17 protein-coding genes are annotated in these 22,081 nt (G+C 69.9%); 10 read left to right on the top strand and 7 right to left on the bottom strand.

Annotation, left to right across the window (positions count from 1 at the left end; genetic code table 11):
* Positions 1-71: 71 nt before the first annotated feature.
* The 3 genes from KZ829_RS27010 to KZ829_RS27000 are packed head-to-tail and all read right to left on the bottom strand — an operon-like array spanning position 72 to position 2,852.
* Positions 72-665 (bottom strand): GNAT family N-acetyltransferase, encoded by a 594-nt coding sequence (locus KZ829_RS27010; protein ID WP_220146721.1) that lies wholly within the window; start codon positions 663-665, stop codon positions 72-74.
* Complete coding sequence (locus tag KZ829_RS27005; RefSeq protein WP_220146720.1) at positions 662-2,167, bottom strand: APC family permease; 1,506 nt, start codon at positions 2,165-2,167, stop codon at positions 662-664. Before KZ829_RS27005 ends, KZ829_RS27010 begins: the two co-directional genes overlap by 4 nt.
* 31 nt (positions 2,168-2,198) lie before the next feature.
* Positions 2,199-2,852 carry a GOLPH3/VPS74 family protein gene (locus KZ829_RS27000; RefSeq protein WP_183218518.1) on the bottom strand — a complete coding sequence of 218 codons (654 nt, stop codon included), beginning with the start codon at positions 2,850-2,852 and terminating at the stop codon, positions 2,199-2,201.
* Between the two features lie 360 nt (positions 2,853-3,212).
* On the opposite strand from KZ829_RS27000, the gene KZ829_RS26995 reads away from it, so the two are divergent.
* Together KZ829_RS26995 and KZ829_RS26990 are read left to right on the top strand one after the other, a co-directional pair.
* Positions 3,213-3,974: a dioxygenase family protein gene (locus KZ829_RS26995; RefSeq protein WP_220146887.1), complete on the top strand. Its 762-nt coding sequence runs from the start codon at positions 3,213-3,215 to the stop codon at positions 3,972-3,974.
* Positions 3,975-4,025: 51 nt separating this feature from the next.
* The gene (locus KZ829_RS26990) at positions 4,026-5,036 is read left to right on the top strand and encodes a TerC family protein (RefSeq protein ID WP_220146719.1); all 1,011 of its coding nucleotides are present in this window, start codon (positions 4,026-4,028) and stop codon (positions 5,034-5,036) included.
* A gap of 474 nt (positions 5,037-5,510) precedes the next feature.
* Here KZ829_RS26990 and KZ829_RS26985 read toward each other — a convergent pair whose 3' ends face one another.
* On the bottom strand, positions 5,511-7,748 hold the full coding sequence (locus tag KZ829_RS26985; protein ID WP_246636327.1) for an APC family permease: 2,238 nt from the start codon (positions 7,746-7,748) through the stop codon (positions 5,511-5,513).
* 148 nt (positions 7,749-7,896) lie between these two features.
* Between KZ829_RS26985 and KZ829_RS26980 the strand changes: the two genes are divergently transcribed.
* A complete protein-coding gene (locus KZ829_RS26980; RefSeq protein ID WP_220146718.1) occupies positions 7,897-8,163 on the top strand; it encodes a hypothetical protein in 267 nt (88 codons plus the stop codon).
* 58 nt (positions 8,164-8,221) lie between these two features.
* Here the strand turns inward: KZ829_RS26980 and KZ829_RS26975 are convergent, their stop codons facing one another.
* Together KZ829_RS26975 and KZ829_RS26970 are read right to left on the bottom strand one after the other, a co-directional pair.
* The gene (locus tag KZ829_RS26975; protein WP_372453900.1) at positions 8,222-8,908 is read right to left on the bottom strand and encodes a response regulator; all 687 of its coding nucleotides are present in this window, start codon (positions 8,906-8,908) and stop codon (positions 8,222-8,224) included.
* Between the two features lie 40 nt (positions 8,909-8,948).
* Entirely contained in the window at positions 8,949-10,193 is a 1,245-nt protein-coding gene (locus tag KZ829_RS26970; RefSeq protein WP_308285675.1) for a sensor histidine kinase, read from the bottom strand.
* Positions 10,194-10,325: 132 nt separating this feature from the next.
* Here KZ829_RS26970 and KZ829_RS26965 point away from each other — a divergent pair, with 132 nt between their 5' ends.
* The 3 genes from KZ829_RS26965 (at position 10,326) to KZ829_RS26955 (ending at position 14,379) form a co-directional block, all read left to right on the top strand.
* Positions 10,326-11,225, top strand: a complete 900-nt coding sequence (locus KZ829_RS26965; RefSeq protein WP_220146717.1) for an ABC transporter ATP-binding protein — start codon at positions 10,326-10,328, stop codon at positions 11,223-11,225.
* Between the two features lie 208 nt (positions 11,226-11,433).
* The gene (locus KZ829_RS26960) at positions 11,434-12,225 is read left to right on the top strand and encodes an ABC transporter permease (RefSeq protein WP_220146716.1); all 792 of its coding nucleotides are present in this window, start codon (positions 11,434-11,436) and stop codon (positions 12,223-12,225) included.
* Positions 12,226-12,411: 186 nt separating this feature from the next.
* Positions 12,412-14,379, top strand: coding sequence for a M6 family metallopeptidase (locus KZ829_RS26955; RefSeq protein WP_220146715.1), 1,968 nt, complete (start codon positions 12,412-12,414; stop codon positions 14,377-14,379).
* Here the strand turns inward: KZ829_RS26955 and KZ829_RS26950 are convergent.
* Complete coding sequence (locus tag KZ829_RS26950) at positions 14,355-15,059, bottom strand: cyclase family protein (protein ID WP_220146714.1); 705 nt, start codon at positions 15,057-15,059, stop codon at positions 14,355-14,357. The two genes, KZ829_RS26955 and KZ829_RS26950, sit on opposite strands and share 25 nt — an antisense overlap.
* Before the next feature lie 88 nt (positions 15,060-15,147).
* Between KZ829_RS26950 and KZ829_RS26945 the strand changes: the two genes are divergently transcribed.
* From KZ829_RS26945 to KZ829_RS43320, 4 genes are all read left to right on the top strand, one after another.
* Positions 15,148-15,777, top strand: a complete 630-nt coding sequence (locus tag KZ829_RS26945) for a MerR family transcriptional regulator (protein ID WP_220146713.1) — start codon at positions 15,148-15,150, stop codon at positions 15,775-15,777.
* Entirely contained in the window at positions 15,774-18,326 is a 2,553-nt protein-coding gene (locus tag KZ829_RS26940) for a VIT domain-containing protein (RefSeq protein ID WP_220146712.1), read from the top strand. Before KZ829_RS26945 ends, KZ829_RS26940 begins: the two co-directional genes overlap by 4 nt.
* A gap of 1,267 nt (positions 18,327-19,593) precedes the next feature.
* Positions 19,594-20,052, top strand: coding sequence for a ricin-type beta-trefoil lectin domain protein (locus KZ829_RS26935; RefSeq protein ID WP_220146711.1), 459 nt, complete (start codon positions 19,594-19,596; stop codon positions 20,050-20,052).
* Positions 20,053-20,681: 629 nt separating this feature from the next.
* Entirely contained in the window at positions 20,682-22,079 is a 1,398-nt protein-coding gene (locus tag KZ829_RS43320; RefSeq protein WP_308285674.1) for a glycosyltransferase family 4 protein, read from the top strand.
* Positions 22,080-22,081: the final 2 nt, after the last annotated feature.

Below are 22,081 nucleotides of genomic sequence, written 5' to 3'. Positions count from 1 at the left end.
CTCGTGCGGCCGCGTCAATACTCAGAGGGGCACGGGCCGTCCGGCCCGTGCCCCTCAAGGAGTAATCGTTTTCAGACAGCTCGCCACATGCGGTAGAACGGCGTACCGTCCGGCAGGTAGATCTCGAACGGCGTCATCGGCGTGTAGCCGTGCCGCTGGTAGAGCCGCACGTTGTTCTCGTTGGTCGCCTCCAGGTAGGCGGCCAGGCCCTCGGCGACCAGCTTCTCGTGAGTGTGCCGCATCAGCGCCCCGCCGAGACCCCGGCCCTGCTCCGACGGGCGGACCGCCAGGAACGCCAGGTGCCAGTGCTCCTCGTGCGGGTGGTTCTTGTCGAACACCTCGTCGAGGGCGTCGAACCGCTCCAGGTGCTCACCGGCCAGCTCCCGGAGACGCTCGGCGTACCGCGGGGGCTCCGGCAGCTCGTTGGCGCGGTCGAACCAGACGGCGGTGGCCGCCAGCCCGCCGTCCTCGTGGTCGATCACGTCGACCCGGCCGTAGGAGTACGCGTGCTCGGTGTAGAGGGTGAAGAAGTCGGCCATCACCCGCTCCCGGTCGGACAGCGGCGGCACCAGGTAGGCGTTGGCGGCCAGATCGTTGAACGAGTGCGAGACGAGCGCGCCCACCGCGGGGATCTCGTCCTCGCGGGCGGATCGGATGACGGTCATCGGGTCTCCTCGTTCAGGGCGGCGGAGAATCCGCCGGAGTTGGCGGCGCTGCGGGCGCCCAGGCCGATGCCGTTGTAGACCAGCGGCCGGGCGGTGCGCAGGTAGAGGGCCCACAGGATGCCGGCCACGAAGAGCACCGCGAACGACAGCGGCACCACCAGCGCCGGGGTGCTGCCGGGCTCGACGCCGAGCAAGTTGGCGATGTTGTCGATCGCCAGGTACGACATGACCAGCAGCAGCACCGCGCCGATCACCGGGGCGATCACCCGGTGCAGGACGTCCTCGCCCTCCGGGTGGCGGGCGAAGAAGCCGATCACCGCGAAGGCGGTGAGGGTGACCAGCAGCAGCACGCCGAGGCCGCCGCCGGTGCCGCCCCAGAAGAAGAGCTGCACGAGCGGGTCCCAGCCCATCACGGCGTAGACCACGATGACCGCGAGGCCGACCGCCGACTGGGCCAGCGAGCCGTTCTTCGGCGCACCGGTGCCAGGCACGGTCTTGCCGAAGACGCGCGGCAGCACACCCTCACGGCCGAGCGAGAAGATGTACCGCGAGATGATGTTGTGGAACGAGATCATCGCCGCGATCAGCGAGGTCAGGAACAGCGCGTGGCCCAGGTGGATGGCGGCGTCGCCGAGCGGCACGGCGGCCAGGTTGAAGAACAGCTCCGGGCCCTCGGCGGTGGCCCGCTCGACGACCTTGTCGGCGCCGGCCGCGGAGATCATCGCCCAGGAGGCGAAGGCGTAGAGCACGGCGATCAGCGCGATCGCGATGTAGGTGGCCCGGGAGACGGTACGCCGCGGGTCGCGCGACTCCTCACTGAACACCACCGACTGCTCGAAGCCGACGAAGCCGGTGATCGCCATGACCAGCAGCGCGCCCGCGCCCGCGCCGGTCAGCGTGGACGGGTCGAGCGAGGCGGTCGAGGAGGTGAAGCCATCGGTGGTGATCTCGGCGACCGCGTACACCACGGTCAGCAGGATCTCGGCGACCAGCAGGGTGGCCAGCACCCGGCCGTTGACGGCCACGTCGCGTACGCCGAGGACGGCGACCAGCGCCCAGGCGGCCAGGCCGAGCACCCACCACGGGGCGTTGACGCCGAACCAGTCGGCGAACAGGGGCTCGGCGATCGCGCCGAAACCGCCGTACGAGGCGACCTGGAACATGTTGTAGGCGAGCAGCGCGACCCAGGAGGCGCCGACGCCGAGCGGGCGGCCGAGGCCCTGCGAGACGTAGGCGTAGAAGGCGCCCGCGTTGGAGATGTGCCGGGCCATCGCCACGTAGCCGACCGAGAAGATCGCCAGGACCACGGCGACCGCCAGGAAGGCGCCGGCGATGCCGGTCAGGCCGGTGACCGCTAGGCCGGTGGGAACGACGCCGGCCACGACGGTGAGCGGGGCGGCCGCCGACATGACGAAGAAGACGACCGCGGCGACGCCGAGGCGGTCGCGGGCCAGGGTATCGGAGACGCGACTTTCCGCGGGTTTTGTGTCGGAATATGACACGAGGGGCTCCACAGGTAAGGGGGGTTTGGAGTTAGGCACGGCGGGCCATGACGGCGTCTCCCACCGCCGCCTCGGCCTGCGACACGAGTTGTTGCAACATCGCCGGGAAGAGCCTGCGGAACTGTTCGAACAGCGCCGCCCTGTCCCGTGCGTCGAGGGTGGCCAGCACGTGCTGGTCCAGGCCGGTGGCCAGGATCAGACCGGCCAACAGCAGGTCGGCCACGTCCAGGTGCTCGTCCCGGGTGACCTTGGTACGGATGCGGGTGGCCGGCCAGCCCGCGGTCATCGAGTCGGCCGGCACGTAGGAGACCTTGGTGCCGCCGAGCAGTCCGCGTTTCTCCACCCGTTTGATCAGGGCGGCCCGGGACAGGCGGCGCTCGACCAGATCGGTGGCGATGCCGGTGGAGAGGTACGCGAGCCAGTTGCGTACGCCGTGCTGGCCGGCCTCCCGCAGGATCTGCTCGAGCACCGCGGTGCTGGCGGCGTCCCCGGTCGGCCGGTCGTCTATGACGATGAGCTCGGTCTCCACGAGGTCGATCCGCCGCCACAACATCAGCTCGCCGAGCAGGGCCGCGCCGAGACCGAGACCGAGGGTGGCCGGTGACAGCAGGGACTTGCCGCGAATCGTGTCGTGAGCGGTGAGATAGAGATCATCCGCGGGTGGTAGCTGCGGCGGCGACGCCACTCCCGGTTCTCCTTCCGACGCGGTTTGGGGAGGGTGCCCGCTCATGAGAGATGAGGGTGACCTTCACGAAAGCAATTACATAGCGCTCCCCGCTGCGCGACGCTGGAAGCCTGCCAGCTCTCGTCGATCAACGCAACTTCCAGAAGGGACAAATCGAGGGTCCACTTAGGGCGGTTTCGATCACACTGTCTCCCAGGCAATTCAGTTAACGACTACGAAACCTCCGACCATTTATGAACACCTTCGATATAGATGAATCTTCAAATGTCAATAGCTACTTTAAGTAACTAGTTGCAGAATCAACTAAGTCGGCGTAGCGTTGCTGAAAAGGTTGAAGCTTCAACGGAGGTCATCGTGCGGATGCCCGCTCTCTTCCTCAGCCACGGCGCCCCGCCACTGGTCGACGACCCCACCTGGGTGGCGCAGCTGCGCGACGTCGCCGCCGGCCTCCCGAGGCCGAAAGCGATCCTGATGGCCTCGGCACACTGGGAGTCCGCGCCCCTCATGCTGGGCGCCACCGAGACCGTCCCGCTGGTGTATGACTTCGGCGGATTCGCGCCGCACTACTACCAGGTTCAGTATCGTGCCCCCGGCGCGCCGGACCTCGCCGACAAGGTCGCCGCGCTGATGCCGGACACCGAGACCGTCGCCCGCACCGACCGCGGACTCGATCACGGTGCGTATGTGCCGCTTACCGTCATGTATCCGGACGCCGACATCCCGGTGCTCCAGATGTCGCTGCCGACCCTCGAACCGGACCGCCTGCTCGAGATCGGCCGCCGCCTGGCCCCGCTGCGCGACGAGGGCGTGCTCATCGTCGGTTCCGGCTTCACCACCCACGGGCTGCCGTTCCTGCGCGACTGGCGCCCCGACGCGACCGCCCCCGGCTGGTCCCGGGAATTCGACGCCTGGGCCGCCGAGACCCTGGCCCGCGGCGCCGTCGACGAGCTCGCCGACTTCCGCGACCGCGCCCCCGGCATGCCCTACGCCCACCCCACCATCGAGCACTTCGCCCCGATGTTCCTCACCCTGGGCGCGTCCGGGGATCCGTCGCGGGCGCCGGAGCAGCCGATCGACGGATTCTGGATGGGACTGGCGAAAAGATCCTTCCAGGTGGACTGATCCTGACGATTTCTCAGCGTGCTTGCAGAATCTTTCGAGATCCTCTGAAGCATGCTTGAGGTCTCCGCGCTCGGGTGGACCGTCACCATCGGTGTCATCGTCGCCCTGCTCGCCCTCGATTTGACGCTCGGGGTGCTTCGTCCACATGTCGTCGGCTTCCGTGAGGCCGCCGCCTGGTCAATCTTCTACATCGCCGTCGCGATCGCGTTCGGTGTCGTCTTCGGAAGCATCGCCGGCTGGGATTTCGGCACCCAGTACTTCGCCGGGTACATCGTCGAGAAGAGCCTGTCCGTCGACAACCTCTTCGTCTTCGTGATCATCATGTCGACGTTCGCCGTACCCGAGCCCTACCAGCAGAAAGTGCTCACCTTCGGGATCATCATCGCGCTGATCCTCCGGGTCATCTTCATCGCGCTGGGCGCCGCCCTGCTCAGCATGTTCTCGTTCATGTTCCTGATCTTCGGCCTGATCCTGCTCTACACCGCGGTCCAGCTCTTCCGCCACCGCGACGAGGATCCCAGCATCGACGACAACGTCCTCGTCCGCGCCGGGCGCCGCTTCCTCCCGGTCACCGACGACTACGTCGACGGCAAGATGATCACCCGCGTCGACGGGAAGCGGATGTTCACCCCGCTCTTCCTGGTCCTGCTGGCCATCGGCGGCACCGACCTGCTGTTCGCCCTCGACTCCATTCCCGCGGTCTTCGGCGTGACCGAGGAGGCATACATCGTCTTCGTCGCCAACGCCTTCGCCCTGCTCGGCCTGCGCGCCCTGTTCTTCCTGGTCAAGGGCCTACTGGACCGCCTGGTCTACCTGTCGACGGGCCTGTCGCTGATCCTCGCCTTCATCGGCGTCAAACTGATCCTGCACTGGGCCCACAAGTCCATCAGCGAGTCGGTCCCCGAGGTGAGCACCGCCGCCTCGCTAGCCGTGATCATCGGCATCCTGACCGTCACCACGATCGCCAGCCTGATCAAATCCAGTCGCGACCCGTCCCTCAAGGCCCACGCCGGAAGCCTGCGCGCCCGCCCGGCCCCCAACCAGCATCACGCCGAGCCCTAGCCGTCTCCCAGTCCGGCCAGGTGGGGGGTCGTCCTTACCAGCGACCCCCCTTTCCGGTACGCGTGTCCTCGCCCTCAACCGCACAGACGGCAGTTCCCGTGAGTCCACGCGACCACCTGCCAGGTCAAGCCTGTGCCGCCCCCGCCGGGCTGAGATCGGTGCTCCCGCGGGCCCGGCCACACGTCCCCTCACCCACCTGCCGCCGCGCCCAGCCACCCGCCCATCCGCGCTCCTGCCGCCGCGCCCAGCCACCCGCCCATCCGCGCTCCTGCCGCCGCGCCCAGCCGCCTGCCCATCCGCGCTCCTGCCGCCGCTCCCAGCCGCCCGCCCTCGCCACGCTCCCGCGGGCCCGGCCACACGTCCCCTCACGCCGACACTCGTCCACCGGTCTTCGGCCCATGACAATCGACCAGCGTTGGCCTGACCTGTAGCGACCTGCCCGGCCTTCGACGTGCGGAGGTCTCCCGGAACCGATCAGCGGTCGTCGTCAGCGCCCTCTACCGCCGGAGATTCGTCCGGCGCCTGTGACCCGCGCGGCCGAGGAGCCTGGCGCTGTGTGCCGCGGGACCGCGATGCCGAACCGCCCGCAGCCGGGGGTGTCCGGGCCGCCCGCGGCGCCCGGGCCGCAGGCTCCGAATCGGCCGCCCCGTTGCCCGAGGGCGGCTCGGCCGCGGGTCCCGGTTCAGCGGCTCCAGTGCCGCCCCCGCTCGCGGATGTCGTCGGGCGTGGCGACGATCGGCGGGGCGGCGGCTTCGCCACTGTCGTCTCGTCAGCCGCGGACCCTTTGGACCCGGCCACCGATCGTCTCTGCGGAGCCCTCTTCCGCGGGGCAGGCCGTGGCGTCGCCGCCGGGGTAGCACCGTTCTCCGCTACCGGCCCCGACTCAGCGGCCGGCTCCACCCGCGACTCGTCCACGTCGGCGGACTCCACCCCCGGCCCCGACCCAGCGGCCGGCTCCACTGGCGGCTCCCCCACGCCCGCGGACTCCACCCCCGCCCCGGACCCAGCGGTCGGCTCCACTGGCGGCTCCTCCACGCCGGGCCGCTCCGTCGAGGTCGTTCCCCTGGAGGGATCGTCGGCAGGACCATCCCCCACCTCACGCACGCCCACCGGCTCACCCTGGCGGGCCGGCTCGTCGCTCAGCGGCTGTCCGCCGTCCGTTTCGTCGATGGTCGACTCGGCTGCTCGTACCCCATCGGTTGGGGTGTCGTCGTCGGTCTGCTCAGCATCGCGCGGGGCGTGGGAGGTCTCGCCGGTGCGCAACTCGTGGGCGGTGGGGGCGGGCGGCACGGTCTCACCGGGAGGCAGGGGTGGCTGGCCGGTGCCGATCACCGCGTACACCTCGGGGTGGTTTTGGCGCAGTTTGCGACCCCAGACGACGCCGCCGATCAAGGCGGCCAGGAACAGCAGCGTCGGTGACCAGATCTTGAGGATGTTGTCGCTGTCCAGGAGCTCACTGAAGAAGGCGATGCTGAGCAGCAGCACGATCGACAGGAAGACCGCGGCGATCCACGGCGCCACCGCACGGCGCCAGGTGGTCTCGCCGTTCGGGTTGCGGCGGAAGTAGCGGACCACCGCGATCGAGGCGATGGTCATCAGGATGAGCACGCCGAGACCGCCGGAGACGGTACCGAAGAGGAACAGGTCGATCGTCGGGTTCCAGACCCCCACCGCGAAGATCAGCAAGGCGGCGAGTGCCAGGACGGACTGCGCGAGCGAGGCGGCGACCGGCACCCCGTCACGGGTACGTGCGAGGCCGCGCGGCAGGACGCCCTCGCGGGCGACGGTCAGGCCGTAGCGGGCGACCGTGTGGTGGAAGGCGAGCATCGCGGCGAACAGGCTGGTGGCGAAGAAGATCCGGCCGAGATCGACGAGCACCGTCGGCAGGTAGGGTTCGGGCAGGAAGAAGAACAGGTCGTTGAGGTGCGCGCCGGCGACCACGACGATCTGGTCCGGGCCGGCTGCGACCGACATGGCCCAGGCCGTGCCGCCGTAGAGCACCGCCGCGACCAGCAGGGTCAGAGCGATGGCGCGGGCCACGGTGCGGCGTGGGTCGCGTGCCTCCGCCGCGTACACCAGAGGGGCCTCGAACCCGACCATGCCGGCGATTGCCGCGACCAGCAGCGACACCCCGCCGGCGCTGGCGATCAGGCCGGGGTTGAGGGTGTCGAAGGTGACCGTGCCACCGGCCGGGTTGCCGATCATCACCGCGTCGAAGATCAGGACGACCAGCACCTCGGCGCAGACCAGAACGGTGAGGATCCGGGCGTTGAGGTCGATGTCGAGGCGGCCGAGGGCGGCGATCACGGCCCAGCCGAGTAGCGCCCAGACGATCCACGAGATCTCCAGCCCGAAGATCGCGAACGCATTGTGCGCCGCCACGCCGAAAGCGCCGTAGAGACCGATCTGCATCGCGTTGTAGGCGAGCAGCGCCACGAAGGCGGTGCCCACACCGGCCGGCCGGGAAAGGCCGATCGACGCGTACGCGTAGAAGGCGCCGCTGTTGGGCACGTGTCTGGCCATCGCGGCCAGCCCGACCGTGAAGATCCCCAGCACCGCGGCGACCAGCATGTACGCCACCGGGATGCCCTTCTCACCGACTGAGCCGTAACCCAGCGGCAGGGCGCCGGCCACGACGGTGAGCGGTGTCATGGCGGAGACCGCGATGACGAAGATCGGCCACGTGCCGAGCTTGCGCTCCGGCTGGGACATGGCGCCTCCCGTGTCGAATCGATGGTGAATCGATGACCGCCCTCCATCATGTCCTCCACAACGGACGAGCGATATAGAGAAAATTCGATCTTGATGCCGAGTTGCGGGTTCGTGTTTCCGCTTTCGCAAGGTTGGGTAGATTGCCGTGATGCCCATCGGAGCGCAACCCCGGGGCCGTCGCGGAACGGTCGAGGAGCCGTACAGTCCTCTCAATCTGAGGCTGGTTCTGGCTCTGTTCGGTCTGGTGGTGTGCACCGTTCTGTCGGTGCTGCTCTTCCGCGCGGGCTGGACGCTTCCGGGCTGGCTGCTGGCCGCCTGGGCGGTGTTCGCGGCGGGCGACATCATGGTGATCCAGTTGCGCCGTCGGGCACGTGCGCGCGCTGAGGGTGGCCGCAAGCACTCGCTTTTCGAGTGACTTCCGCCTGAACCCGATCGAGTCGGGTCATCCGGTCGAGTCACCGGCCGGGCTTCCCTCAGGCGAGACCGGCGTCGTGGACCAGAAGAGCCACCTGCACACGGTTGTTGAGGTCGAGTTTGGTGAGCACTCGTGAGACGTGCGCCTTCACCGTGGCCACCGACAAGTACAGCGCGGCGGAGATCTCGGCGTTGGAGCACCCCTGAGCGACCGCCATCGCCACTTCCCGTTCGCGTGGGCTCAACCGGTCCAGCAGGTCCACGGCCCGGCTGCGCTCGGGTGGAACACCGGCCGCGACGTGCGCGATCAGTTGCCGGGTGACGCTTGGAGACAGGGTCGCCTCCCCTTGGGCGACCCGCAACACCGCCTCCCGGATCTGCCCGGGCGGGGTGTCCTTGAGCAGGAAGCCGCTCGCTCCGGCCCGCAACGCCCGCAGCACGAACTCGTCGGCGTCGAACGTGGTCAGCACCAGCACCTCCGGAGCGCCGGGCCGGCGGCGCAGCGCCTCGGTGGCGGCCAGCCCGTCGACGCCGGGCATGCGGATGTCCATCAGGACGACGTCGGGCCGGTGCCGGGCGACGGCGGCCGGAACCTCCGCGCCGTCCGCGGCCTGGCCCACCACGGCGACCTCCTCGTCCCCGGAGAGGATCATCGTCAGTCCGGCCCGGACCAGCGGGTCGTCGTCGACGATGAGCACCCGTACCGCGTTCATGCCGTCGCCTCCGCTTCGCTCCGGCGCCGCCATGAGTTCAAGACTGAGCCTGATGATTCGCTCGCAAGCTCGCTCATGCCGGCCACGGCAGCCACGCGGTGAGCATGAAGTGGTCGCCGTCCCGGCCATGGGTGAGCCGCCCACCGGCGAGGCGGGCACGCTCGCCGAGACCGATCAGGCCCACTCCGGTCCCGGGGATGGGCGCGGCTGGGACGGTGACCGGCATCGGGTTGCGGATCCCGATGGTCATGCCGTCGCCGGCTTCGCCGCCGACCACGACATGCACGCTGGCTCCGGGGGCATGCTTGCGCACGTTGGTGAGACCTTCCTGGATGATCCGGTACGCGTCCCGCCCGGCCGCGACCGGCACGGTCTCGGGGTCGATCGTCAGCTCCAGCCGTACTCGGTTGCCCGCGGCCCGGGACTCGTCGGCCAGGGCGGGCAGCGCGCTGAGGGTGGGTTGTGGCCGTTCCGGGGCCTGCTGCTCGTCGGATTGGCCGGCCCGCAGCACGCCGATCACCGTCCGCAGATCCTGCAACGCCTGATGCGCGTTGGCGCGAACCACGGCGGCGGCCCCGGCGATCTCCTCCGGTGGCGCGCCGGGCCGGAACTCGAGCGCCCCCGCGTGCAGGCTGAGCAGGGAGATCCGGTGTGCCAGGACATCGTGCATCTCGCGGGCGATCCGGGTGCGTTCCAGCGCTCGTGCCTGGCTGACGCGCAGCTGCTGTTCGGCCTCGGCGCGTTCGGCCCGCTCCCGCCAGGTGAGCATCAGCAGCCGCCGAGACCGAACGAGCATCCCCCACAGCGCCGCGATCGTCGCCATCGCCACACCCCAGCCGAACGTCTCCCAGTGGGTGACGCCGATTTCGGGCCGCATCAGGGCGAAAACTGCGTTCCCCACCACGGTGAGGCTCATGTAGGCGGCCATGATCCCGAACCGGCGATGCACCGCGACGGTGAACACCATGATCAGCTGGGTCATCCAGCTGGCGATCGAGACGAACGACAGCAGACCGACGAAGATCGCCAACGGCATCAGGAATCTGCGCCGCCACCACAGGCCGAACGCGGCGACGGCGCTGACCACACCGTCCGTCATCGATGACCACGTCGACATGCCCAGCCACTCGACCGCCGTCGAAGGATCGGGTCCGACCAGGTCGTTGGTGATCAGGATGGTGAAGCCGAACGCGAGGACGAAGCAGTGCACGTCGACCATCCAGTCGCGCGCGGAACGACGGGCGGGCAGCGGTCCGGACGGGTCCGCGGCCAGCGCCGACGGCCACAACCAGCGATACTCCGTCGGCGATCTCCCCACGTGGCCGACTCTACGGGCGGGCCGCCATCGGCCGATACCGACCAAAGTCGTAGTGCCGATATCGACGAAGGTTCGCGGACATCGACCGTCGGCCGAAGCGACCGGCACCACCCGGCCCGCACGCTGGGTCACATGATTTCGGTCGAGAACCTCACGAAGGCGTACGGGGCGCAGCGCGCGGTCGACGATGTGTCGTTCATCTGCGAGCCGGGGACGGTGACCGGCTTTCTGGGGCCCAACGGCGCCGGCAAGTCCACGACGATGCGCATGATCTGCGGTCTCACGCCGCCGACCTCCGGGCGGGCCACTGTGGCGGGGGTCCCCTACCGGCGGCTCGGCAACCCGGGACGTCACGTCGGCGTCCTGCTCGACGCGTCCGCCCAGCACGCCGGACGGACCGGCCGCGAGGTCCTGGCGCTCGCGGCGCTCACCATGGGCCTGGACACCCACCGGGTGTCCGCCCGGTTGGAGCGGGTCGGGCTCGGCGGAGCATCCGCGAAACGACGGATCCGGGCCTACTCCCTGGGCATGCGCCAGCGCCTCGGTCTCGCCTACGCCATGCTCGGCGATCCGGCGGTGCTGATCCTCGACGAGCCGGCCAACGGCCTGGACCCCGAGGGCATCCACTGGATGCGGGGGTTGCTGCGCGACTTCGCCGATCGGGGCGGCACGGTCCTGCTCTCCTCCCACCTGCTGCGGGAGGTGGAGGTGATCGCCGACCGTCTGGTGGTGATCGGTAACGGTCGCATCCTTGTCGAGGGCGACAAGGAGGACCTGCTCGGCGCTGCCGGAACACTGGTCCGGGCGTCGGATCCGGCGGCACTCGAGGCGCTGCTCCAGCAAATGGGGCTGACCGGCACCCGAACGGCGGACGGCAGCGTCCTGGTCCCGTCCGAACCGCAGACCATCGGTCCGGCCGCCGCGGCCGCCGGCGTGGTGCTGCTGGAACTGCGCCCGGCCGGCGCGGGCGGGCTGGAGGAGATGTTCCTGCGGCTCACCGCGGGCACCGAGACCGGAGCGGCAGCCCGGTGAGCGGTCCCACACCCGCATTTCCGGCTTCACCTCCCCTCGCCTCCACAGCCCCGGTCGCACGCCGGCCCGGGCCCTCGCGCCCGCTCGTCTCCGCTGCCCGAACCGATTCCCCGCTCTCGCACGCCATGCCGGCCGCCGGCCCGCTTGTTCACGTCGTCCCGGCCGCAGGTGTCGCGCCGGTGATCGCCCAGGCTCAGGAGGTTTCCCGATGACCGCGACCGTGCCCGTCTCCACCGCGCCGGCCGCCCCCGCGGCGGCCGCGACCGGACGCATCCCGCTGACCCGGCTCACCGTCGTGGAGCTGCGTAAACTCGCCGACACCCGGGCCGGGTCCTGGCTGTTGATCGTGATCGGCCTGGCCACCGCCGCCACCTCGGCGGTCCTGCTGGGGTGGGCTCCCGACGAGGAGCAGACGTTCAGTGCGCTGTACTCCTTCGGCCTGCTCCCGTCGTCGGTGCTGTTGCCGGTGCTCGGCATCCTCTCGGTGACCAGCGAATGGTCGCAGCGCAGCGCGCTGGCCACTTTCACCCTGGTGCCGGCTCGTGGCCGGGTCCTGCTCGCGAAGATCGCCGCGGCCATCCTGATCGCGATCGCCGCCACGGCTGCGACCGCCGTTCTGGCAGCCGGGGCCAACGTGCTGGCCTCGGCCCTCGGCGGCGACGGGTCGTGGTCCCTGGATTCCTCGCTGATCTGGCAGAGCCTGCTCCTCCAGGTGATCTTCGTACTGATGGGTGTCGCGTTCGGCGCGCTCCTGCTGAACTCGCCGCTGGCGATCGTCATCTACTTCGCCCTTCCGACGGTCTGGACGATTCTGGGGGAAACCATCAAGGGCCTTGGTGATGCGGCCGAGTGGCTGGATCTCAATGTCACCTCGCAGGCCCTGACGGAGCCGGACATGACTTCCGGAGAGTGGGCCCGGCTGGCTGTCTCGGTCGGGGTCTGGGTGGGGCTCCCGCTGGCCCTGGGCACCATTCGTGTGCTCCGCCGGGAGGTTTCCTGATCCACAACGGCCGGTGTTGGCATCACGATCCGGCGATCAGCGGTAGCGTGCCGAGACGTGACGCGTACCCTATTTGCCACCTTCGCAGCAATAACGGCTTCTATCCCGTTATTCACGGTCCCGGCACCGGCCACGCCACTGACCGTCCCGCAGCCCACCCCGTCCGGATTTCGTGATCCGTTCCAGATGGAGACGCGGGAACCGGATCTGGACCGGCTCACCTTCGACGGTGAGCCGCTCCCGGCCGCCAGTTACGAGCCACGGCCCAGCGCGCGGATCGCCGTGCAGACCCCACCGGTCGGCACGGTCCGCAGCTGGGCCGGCCTCAACGAGATCGACGGCGACGTCTACCGCAAGGACTACACACTGCGCGGCGTCGGGGAGCACATCGAGGTCTGGGTCGCGAAGGACATCGCCTTCCCGGAGAACGACTGCCGCAAGGACTCCACCGAGATCACCGACGCCCAGGTCACCGGGCTGATTCACGAGTTCGACGAGGTCATCTACCCTCGCGAGACCAAGGCGTTCAGCACTCCGCCGGACCGGAGCGGCGCGAACCCCGGCCTGCCGGGCGATTTCACCGGCACGGGCAACCGGACCGTCACACTGGTCGACAACATCCGCGACGACAACTACTACGACTTCCCGGCGCATCAGACCTACGTTTCGGGCTTCTTCTCCGAGCAGCTCAATGAGCTCTTCGACCGCAACGTGATCACGATCGACGCCTACGACTGGGAGCATCGCACCGGCGCGGATCCCAAGCATGAGCCCAACGACGACGTGTGCGTCAGCCGCCCGGCCCGGCCCCGGATGTACGAGTCGACCTTCGCCCACGAGTGGCAGCACCTGCTCAGCTACTACACCGACCCGGACGAGGAAGTCTGGATCAGTGAAGGTCTCGCCGACTACGCCCAGACGCTGACCGGTTATGTGGACGCGAAAATCGGCGTCTACCACCGCGGTTTCGACAACCACATCGTCTGCTACCAGGGTTTCGGCAACGTCAAGACCGACTTCAATCCGAACCCGCGCGACTGCGGCGGCCCAGCGAACTCGCTGAACCTCTGGACCGAGGGTACGCCGGACGAGTTGCTCGCCGACTACGGCCAGAGCTACCAGCTGATGCTCTACCTGAGCGACCGTTTCGGGGCGGATTTCCACTCCAAACTGCACCAGGACAAGGAGAACCACGGCCTGGACGCGATCGCTGCGGCACTGCCCAGCGGGACGAAACTCTACGATGTCCTGCACGATTTCCAGGTCATGACGCTGGTCGACAAGGTGACCGACGAAGCGGGCAGCATCCTCAGGGGCGCGCCCCGGGACCGGGTGACCTCGGCGAGCGTGCACTCGACGGTGAACCTCGACAGCCCCTCCGCCTACGGATCGGCGGGTGCGCCGCCCAACGGCGCCGATTACGTCCGACTGCCACGCGGATGGCGGAAGATCAGCTTCGACGGCGCGAAGACCCTTCCGCCGACCCCGCTGGCCTGGACGCTGGACGCGGGGAAGCTCTTCTCCGGCAACGCCCCGGACACCGACGAGGCCGCGGTGCGCTCCGTCGACGTCCCGCAGACCGATGCCGTCCTGCGTTTCAAGACCACCTACGGCCTGGAGGATCGGTTCGACTACGGATACGTCATGGTCTCGGCCGATGGCGGCAAGACCTACCAGATGCTCGAAGGCGACCGCACGGTCAAAGGGCCCCTCGGCCCGGCGATCACCGGCAAGGCCACGGACGCCACCCTGAGTTACGACCTCAAGGATTACGCCGGGAAGCAGGTGCTCCTGGGCTTCCGCTATGTCAGCGACAGCGCTGTGAACATCGGTGGCTGGCACCTTTCCGAGGTCAAGGTCGGCGCCACTGAGGTGGCCACCGGCACGCTCGAGGGCTGGAAGTCCCCGACCCAGGTGCACCCCACGCCGGTCTTCGACTGGCACGTGTCCCTGGTCGGCCTCGACACCGCCAAGGCCAAAGTGGTCCCGCTGGCACGTCAGGACAGGGTCCGCCACTACCCGAAGGTCGTCGCGGTGATCTCCTACGACGAGCCCACCGGCACGGTCACTCATTACGCCCCCTACACCTTGAGGGTCGATGGCGAGCCCTATCAGCCCGCCGCTGGGAATCAGGACGGCGGAAGCACCCCGTAGATCAGGGCGGTCGACCCGGAACCGGCCTTGTTGATCTGCCCGCCACAGAGCGCCCAGGCTCCTGTGGTGGGCAGACTCGCAAGATTGGCGAGCACCTCGAGACTGATCCGTCTGCGCCGGTAGACCATCCGGGAGACGGTGAAGGTCGTGTCGGCACTGACGTCGGGGCTGAACGCGTCCGTCCCCGTTCCACCCCGCTCGCCCAGCCGGCCGGTGCCGGTCAGCCACTGCACGGCCTCCGGCGCGAACCCCGGATGCGGCAGGAACGCTTCGGTGCCGAAACGTTCCTCCCAGCCGGTCCAGAGCACCACGAACGAGTCGCCGGGGATGCGGCCGTGCCCCTGCTCCCACTCCTCCAGGTCGGCGACGGTCACCGCATAGCCGGGATCGGCGGCACACCGGCGCCGTACGTCGATCTTGACTGCCGGCCGGAACAGATCCTCCGGGGTCAGCTCGTCGGCGAGCAGCCCACCCGGCGTGAAGTGGCCGGGCGCTCCCCAATGCGTGCCGGTGTGCTCGCCCGCGAACACCGTCTGGAGATAGAACCCGTCCGGCTCCAGCCGGGACACGGTCTCCAGACGGGGTGGCGGATCGCCCGGATACACGCTCACCCTCGCCGGGTCGTTGACGTGTGACAGATTCACCAGCCGCAACCCGCCCAGCAGCGCGTCCCCGTTCATGGTGCTCCCTCCTTCGGCCGCCGGCCGTCTCGCTCCGCCCGCCATCATGCCATTGACACTGTCACGATGACAGTGTCATTCTCAGGACATGTGGACGATGGAGCAGTTGGTCGAGCGGGTCAGCGCGGCGCTCGCCGCGGAGTACCCGGGCGCCCCCAACGGCCGCGTCCGGGAGCTGCCCGACCGCAGGTCGATCCGGTGGTATACGACGATCGGCCTGGTCGACCGGCCTCTCGGCACACGGGGGCGCACCGTTCTCTACGGGCCCCGCCACCTCCTGCAACTGGTGGCGATCAAGCGACGGCAAGCCTCCGGGCGCACTCTCGCCGAGATCCAGGAGGAGCTGTCCGGAGCCTCGGAGGAGACACTGGCCGAGGTGGCGCGCATCCCCGGGAGCCTGCTGGAGGTCCCGGCCGCCGCGGCGCCCTCTCCGGCCCGTCCCGACTTCTGGAAGGCCGTTCCCGCCGATCCCGAGCCGGCTCCCGGATCCGCCCGCAGGGCGCTGGCCGAGGCCGTCGCCGCTCTGGAGGTGGAGTCGGCACCGCCACCGGCTCACCACCCACAGACCTTGGTGACCGGGGTGCCTCTCGGCGGGGGCGTGATCCTGCTGCTGCCCCGCCATGTCACCGAGGTCGACCGCGACGAGATCGCCGCGGCTGCCAGTCCCCTGCTCGACCTGCTCGCGGCACGCGGGCTCACCGATGGGAGAAGCGAATGATCATTTCAGTGAACCCGATGGGACCCGCCGAGCTGGAGCGCCACCGGACCATGCCGGACGCCGGCCTCGGCACATTGCGGACCGACCGCGGAAACCTTCCGCTGGACCGCCTCGACGTTCGGGCCTCGATCAGCGGGCTGCTCGTGCGCACCGAGTTGACCACAGAGTTCGTCAATTCCCACGACACCGCGCTCGAGGCGACCTATGTCTTCCCCCTGCCCGACCGGGCCGCGGTGACCGGCATGACGATGACCGCCGCCGACCGCACCGTCACCGCCGAGCTGCGTGAGCGCGGTGCCGCCCGAGAGCAGTACGACCAGGCGATCGCGGCCGGCCAGCGGGCGTCGATCGCCGAGGAGGAGCGCCCGGACGTCTTCACCATGCGGGTCGGCAACATCCTGCCCGGCGAGCGGGTCACGGTGCGGCTGCGACTGGTCGGCCCGCTGCCGTATGAGGACGGCGCCGCGACCTTCCGCTTCCCGCTGGTCGTGGCACCGCGATACATCCCCGGCCACCCTCTGCCGGGGCCCTACACCGGTGAGGGCCAGCAGGCCGACACCGGTGATGTGCCCGACGCGTCCCGGATCTCCCCACCGGTTCTCCTGCCGGGCTTCCCCAACCCGTTACGCCTGTCCCTCACGGTCGACATCGATGCGGCCGGGCTCGAGCTCGGCGAGGTCCGGTCCAGCCTGCACACCGTCACCGACCACGGCGGAACGCTGCGGATCGACGCCGGCGAGCGGGCCGACCGCGACTTCGTGCTCCGGCTCGCCTACTCCGCCGGCGGTGAGTCCGCGGTCGCCGTCCCCGACGAGGACGGCGATCAGGGCACCTACCAGCTCGTGGTTCTCCCGCCGGAGGCCGGCACAGCACCCCGGCCGAAGGACGTGGTGCTCCTGCTCGACCGCTCCGGCAGCATGGGCGGCTGGAAGATGGTGGCCGCCCGGCGGGCCGCGGCCCGGGTCGTCGACACCCTGACCGCCGGCGACCGTTTCGCCGTCCTCACTTTCGACCACGAGGTCGACCAGCCGGCCGACCTCGGACCCGGCCTCGCCGAAGCCACCGACCGCCATCGGTACCGGGCCGTCGAACACCTGGCCCGCGCCCAGGCCCGTGGTGGCACCGAGCTGCTCAAGCCCCTCACCGCCGCCCTCGCGATGCTCTCCGACAGCCCCGGCCGTGACCGTGTTCTGGTGCTGGTCACCGACGGCCAGGTCGGCAACGAGGACCAGATCGTCAAGCAGGTGGCGCCTCTCATCGGCACGATCCGGGTGCACACCATCGGCATCGACCGTGCCGTGAACGCCGGATTCCTCGGCCGGCTCGCCGCGCTCGGCGCGGGCCGGGCCGAGCTGGTGGAGAGCGAGGACCGGCTCGACGAGGCGATGGAGCAGATCCACCGCCGCATCGGCGCCCCGGTCGTCACGGGTCTCGCGGTCACCGGCGACGGCTTCACTCCGGTCGACGGGACCCGCACCCCCGCTCGCCTGCCAGGTCTCTACCCCGGAGTCCCGCTGATCATCACCGGCCGGTTCACCGGAGCCGTCGAGGGCGCGCTCACGGTCACTGGGCGGACTCGCGACGACCAGGAGTTCCGGACGGCGGTTCCGGTCCAGTCCAGTGCCGAGCCGGCGGTCACCTCGGTCTGGGCACGGGCCCGGCTTCGCGATCTCGAGGATGCGTATGCGGCCGGCAACCACTCTTTGGAGCCCGAGATCCTCGGCACCTCACTGCGGTTCGGGGTTCTCTGCCGGTTCACCTCCTACATCGCGGTGGACGAGCGTGTGGTGAACGAGGGCGGTCACAACCGCAGGGTCACCCAGCCGGTCGAGATGCCGTCCGGCTGGGAGAACCCGGCACCCGCGGCGCCGATGCCCCAATACATCGCAGCCGCCTCGTCGCCGTTCCCCGACCAGGCGGCGCCCGCAGCTCCGGGTGCCATGCCGCCGCTGCCGCCGCCCGTCGCGCCCGCCCCCGCCCGGCCCGCGTTCGCGCCACAGCGTGCGCAGGGTCCGTATGGCGGGGCGCCGGGCAGCGCGGTACCGACGTCCGGGGCGCCGGTCGGGGGCGCCGCACCGGCCGGAGCATCACCGTTCGCCGCACCGAAAGTCGCCGGAGGTGCCGCCGAGGAGGCAGCCGACAGCACCGAACTGGCGCAGCCAGCGCGTGCCTTCGCCCGGCCGCGGCGTCCCTCCGGCCCACCGGCCGCGATCGGACATGGCGGGCGTGCCCGTTCGCTACGGTCCACACAGAGCGCCGGCATGTCGGTCGACGAACTCCGGGAACTGGCCGCGATCGAGGTCGCGCGGCTCCGCGAGGCGGCCCAACAGCCTGCTCTTGACCGCCGCGATCTGCTCGACGACCTGGCCAGCCGTCTCGCCGTGCTGATCGACCCGCTGACCGATGCCGAGCTCACCGCCGTGCGCGACCTGATCGGTGTCCTCCGCGGGGATTCGTCCCTCGAGGACAGGTGGGCGGCCGCGCTCCGGGTCCTGGAGGCGTTCGCCGCCGGCAAGCCGGAGAAGAAGCGCCCGTTCTGGAAAGCCTGATTTCGGCGCTGCCCCGGGCTCCACGGCCCGGGGCACCCACGCCCTGGACACCACAGGGCACCACACCGGGGGGTTCCAAGGCCCGGGCGCAGCACGACCCAGGGGCCGGGACTGTGCGGATAGCGGCTGGTCTGGGCCGGTTGGTCGTCAGTGCCGTCTCAACGCCGACGAGACAGCGGTGAACGCCAACTGGGTGCTACCGGCCGGCTGTGGTTGCTTTCTCAAGCGCTTCGAGACAGCACCCACAGCCAGCCGAACAAGATCGGCCAAAGCGGATGGCCGCCGGGCAGCGGACACACGCCTGGGGCCAGGGACCTGGACAGCGAGCAGCCGCCCCGGGACCAGGGAGCGGAAGCGGACCCGGGAGCAGCGGGACCTGGGCCGGGGAGAGGGACCGGAGGGGCCGGGAGCAGCAGGACAGGGACCAGGGAGCGGAAGCGGGACCCGGAGCAGCAGGACCTGGGCCGGGGAGAGGGACCGGGAGCAGCAGGACAGGGGCCGGGGAGAGGGACCGGGAGCAGCAGGACAGGGGCCAGGTGCGGGAGCGGGGGCTACCGGGGCGGCGGGGCCGGACATGACGCGGCGTGCCTCACGCGGGGCAGCACGACACGGTCCGGGTTCACGCAGGTTGGCGGGGCCGGGCCGACGTGAGCTTTTCGCCGTGGGGAAGGCGAAGCGGCCTGAGTGGGCGGCCAGCGTGATGCAGGGCGACTCGCATCGGCCGAATCGGGCCCCACGGCGGTGGCTGAATGGCGGTAAGTTGGGTCACCGGTGCTCGACCGGAGGGTGGCAACGCCAAGTGGGCGATGATCGGGGCAACGATCGTGATCCGTTGTTGGTGCGTCCGTTCGTTCTGCCGGATGGGGACCACGACGAATCAGCGCCGTCAGTCGCGACCTGGCCGGCTCAGCGGGCGCCAGAGGATCCACCTACGCAGTTGTTGCCGATCGTGTCGGCTGGGGAGACCGATGACTCCGACGCCGGGGAGCAGCGGCGGGTCCGGCCGCTTCTACTGATCGGCGCCGGGGTCGCGGCGGTCGCGGCCGTCGCTGGTTATGCACTGTTCCGGCCGGGTGAGGGGCAGGAACGCTGGATGTCCATGCCCGATCAGTCACTGCCGGCCGCGGTGGGGCCTGTTAACTCGGCGAGTGTCGCTACCGAGGAGAGCCCGGAGGAGAACTCGAACGCCGGCGACGGTGGCGACGATGGCGGAGGGGCCGTTCCGACCGCCCCGAGGAGCCCGAGTCGATCGGCTACGGGGTCGGCGGTGAATGCCACCGCCTCGGCAGCGCCCAGCGTCTCGAAATCGGCCGAGGCTCCGGCTCCGCCGATCTCGCTTCTGCCCAGTTCGGTCGCGACCGGGAACGGCCTCCTCGTCACCGGCAACGGACTCTGCCTGGACCTGCGGGGCGGTTCCGCAGAGGACAACCAGGAGGTCCACGTCGACGACTGCAACGGCACCAGCCCGCAGCGGTGGCAACTCAATGCGGATCGCACCCTCGAGGTCCTGGACATGTGCGCCTACCTGGTGGGTGACGGCACCGTGCATCTCACCCGCTGCGACACCCGAACCACTGCGCAGTGGCAGCTGTTCGAGAACGGGGTGTTGCGCAACGTCTCGAACGGGCAGTGCCTCACCGATCCCCACTCGGGAGCCCAGCCGGCCCGCGCCGTCGTGGTCACCACGTGTGTGGGCGGCAACAACCAGAGGTGGACGTTCCGCTGACTCGTCGTGGGGCGGCACTGTAGGCGGCCGTCGCGAGCCATCGACCGCCTCGCAAGGGCTCCCGTCGAGCACGGCACCGGCGACGGTCGTACCCGAATGATGGGCGCTGAACGGCCGTGACCACCGGCCCGGCGTCTGAACGAACAGGAGCACCGGCATCGCCGCACGCGGGTGGCGGGCTGGTGGAACGGCGCCCATTGGTTGACGAGCGGCCACCGGCGACGACGGCCGGTGACCTCGGCCCAACCGGCGACGCCCCGCTCGGATAGCCGGCTGGCGGGCGCAGCGAGCGCGACGAGCGAGGGGCGGCGCGACAGGCGGGCAGCGAGCGCGACTGACACGACCGGCAACGGACGGTGAGCGACCGACCACAGGTGCAACTGACCGGCGCAGCGACAGGCGGGCGACGGGAGCGACAGGCGCGACTGGCGACGAGCGCGACTGGCGACGAGCGCGACTGGCGACGAGCGACGGCGGTGATGCCGGTGGCTGGGGGTGGTGTGAGGGCGGTGGAGGTATGCCAATTTCGGGGGACGGTTCGGGTGGGCGTACCGGGGAGGGCCGGGGTTTGGTTTTGAAGATCGAATCCCCATGTCGGGAGGCTGGTGATCGCTCGTTAGGGTCATCGGGTGATCTCCGAGCCGCTTCGCATCGCCCTGCTGTCTTATCGGAGCAAACCGCACAGTGGGGGTCAGGGGATCTATGTCCGGCACCTGTCCCGGGAACTCGTCGCGTTGGGTCACCACGTTGAGGTGATCTCGGGGCCGCCGCTGCCGGTGCTCGATGAAGGGGTGCGGCTCACCGAGCTGCCCAGCCTCGATCTCTACCGTGAGCCTGATCCGTTTCGGACGCCGGCGTGGTCCGAGTTCAAGGACAGCATCGATGCTCTCGAGTGGGCGGCGATGTGTACGGGGGCGTTCCCGGAGCCGTTGACGTTTTCGCTTCGAGCGTGGCGGCATCTGCGGGGGCGGGCCGGTGAGTTCGATGTCGTGCACGACAACCAGTGCCTCGGGTACGGGCTTCTGCCGCTGAGCCGGTCGGGGACGCCGGTGGTGGCGACGATCCACCATCCGATCACCGTCGACCGTGATCTCGAACTGGCCGCCGCGCCGGACTGGAAGCGGCGGATGTCGTTGCGGCGGTGGTATGCGTTCACCCGGATGCAGGGGCGGGTGGCCCGGCGTCTGCCCTGGCTGACCACGGTTTCCGGGGCGGCGCGGGACGAGATCGTCGATGCCTTCGGGGTGCGGGCCGAGCGGCTGCGGGTGATCGGCGTCGGTGTCGACACCGACACGTTCAGCCCGGTTCCCAGAGAAGAGGCGTTCAGCACGGCGTCCGGGGATCGGCCGGGAACCGGCGCGCTCAGCACGGCAACTGGAGAGAAACCGGGCACGTTCAGCACGGCATCCGAAGAAGAGACGGGCACGTTCGGCGCGCCAGCCGGAGAGAGGCCGGGCATCGGCTCGAAGGCGGGGCGGATCGTGGCCGTGGCCAGCGCGGACGTACCACTCAAAGGGCTCAGTGAGCTGATCGAGGCGGTGGCCAAGCTGCGCGCCGAGCGCGACGTCAAGCTGGTCGTCGTGGGGTCGGCGCGGCCGGAGGGGGCCGCCGCCCGGGCGATCGCGCGGCTCGGGCTCGATCGGGTGGTGCGGTTCGTCTCCGGGATCAGTGATGACGATCTGGCTGATCTTTTCCGGTCAGCAACGGTCGCGGCGGTGCCCTCCCGGTACGAGGGTTTCTCGCTGCCCGCCGTGGAGGCGATGGCGTGCGGGGTGCCGCTGGTGGTGACCACCGCGGGCGCGCTGCCGGAGGTCGCCGGGCCGGACGGGCTGGCGTCGCTGCATGTGCCGCCGGGAGACGCGGGGGCGCTGGCCGCCGCGATCGGGCGGCTGCTCGACGACGAGGACCTGCGCCGCAGGCTGGGCGCTGAAGGCCGCCGCCGTGCGGTCGAGAACTTCACGTGGCGGCACACGGCGGTACGGACCGCGCAGTGGTATGCCGACGCGATCGCCGCGAAGGGCAGGTAAGG

It is taken from the genome of Actinoplanes hulinensis (assembly GCF_019429605.1).
Lineage (GTDB): Bacteria > Actinomycetota > Actinomycetes > Mycobacteriales > Micromonosporaceae > Actinoplanes > Actinoplanes campanulatus.
This window is presented reverse-complemented; position numbering and strand designations above follow the sequence as displayed.

What these genes read in the sequence shown, in the direction of transcription:
- KZ829_RS26960 (WP_220146716.1), top strand. Translation starts at nt 11,434, where the DNA reads ATGACCGCGACCGTGCCCGTCTCCACCGCGCCGGCCGCCCCCGCGGCG.
- KZ829_RS26980 (WP_220146718.1), top strand. Translation starts at nt 7,897, where the DNA reads ATGCCCATCGGAGCGCAACCCCGGGGCCGTCGCGGAACGGTCGAGGAG.
- KZ829_RS26965 (WP_220146717.1), top strand. Translation starts at nt 10,326, where the DNA reads ATGATTTCGGTCGAGAACCTCACGAAGGCGTACGGGGCGCAGCGCGCG.
- KZ829_RS26995 (WP_220146887.1), top strand. Translation starts at nt 3,213, where the DNA reads ATGCCCGCTCTCTTCCTCAGCCACGGCGCCCCGCCACTGGTCGACGAC.
- KZ829_RS26990 (WP_220146719.1), top strand. Translation starts at nt 4,026, where the DNA reads ATGCTTGAGGTCTCCGCGCTCGGGTGGACCGTCACCATCGGTGTCATC.
- KZ829_RS26985 (WP_246636327.1), bottom strand. Translation starts at nt 7,748, where the DNA reads ATGTCCCAGCCGGAGCGCAAGCTCGGCACGTGGCCGATCTTCGTCATC.
- KZ829_RS27010 (WP_220146721.1), bottom strand. Translation starts at nt 665, where the DNA reads ATGACCGTCATCCGATCCGCCCGCGAGGACGAGATCCCCGCGGTGGGC.
- KZ829_RS26975 (WP_372453900.1), bottom strand. Translation starts at nt 8,908, where the DNA reads ATGGCGGCGCCGGAGCGAAGCGGAGGCGACGGCATGAACGCGGTACGG.
- KZ829_RS26940 (WP_220146712.1), top strand. Translation starts at nt 15,774, where the DNA reads ATGATCATTTCAGTGAACCCGATGGGACCCGCCGAGCTGGAGCGCCAC.
- KZ829_RS26945 (WP_220146713.1), top strand. Translation starts at nt 15,148, where the DNA reads ATGTGGACGATGGAGCAGTTGGTCGAGCGGGTCAGCGCGGCGCTCGCC.
- KZ829_RS26955 (WP_220146715.1), top strand. Translation starts at nt 12,412, where the DNA reads ATGGAGACGCGGGAACCGGATCTGGACCGGCTCACCTTCGACGGTGAG.
- KZ829_RS26950 (WP_220146714.1), bottom strand. Translation starts at nt 15,059, where the DNA reads ATGAACGGGGACGCGCTGCTGGGCGGGTTGCGGCTGGTGAATCTGTCA.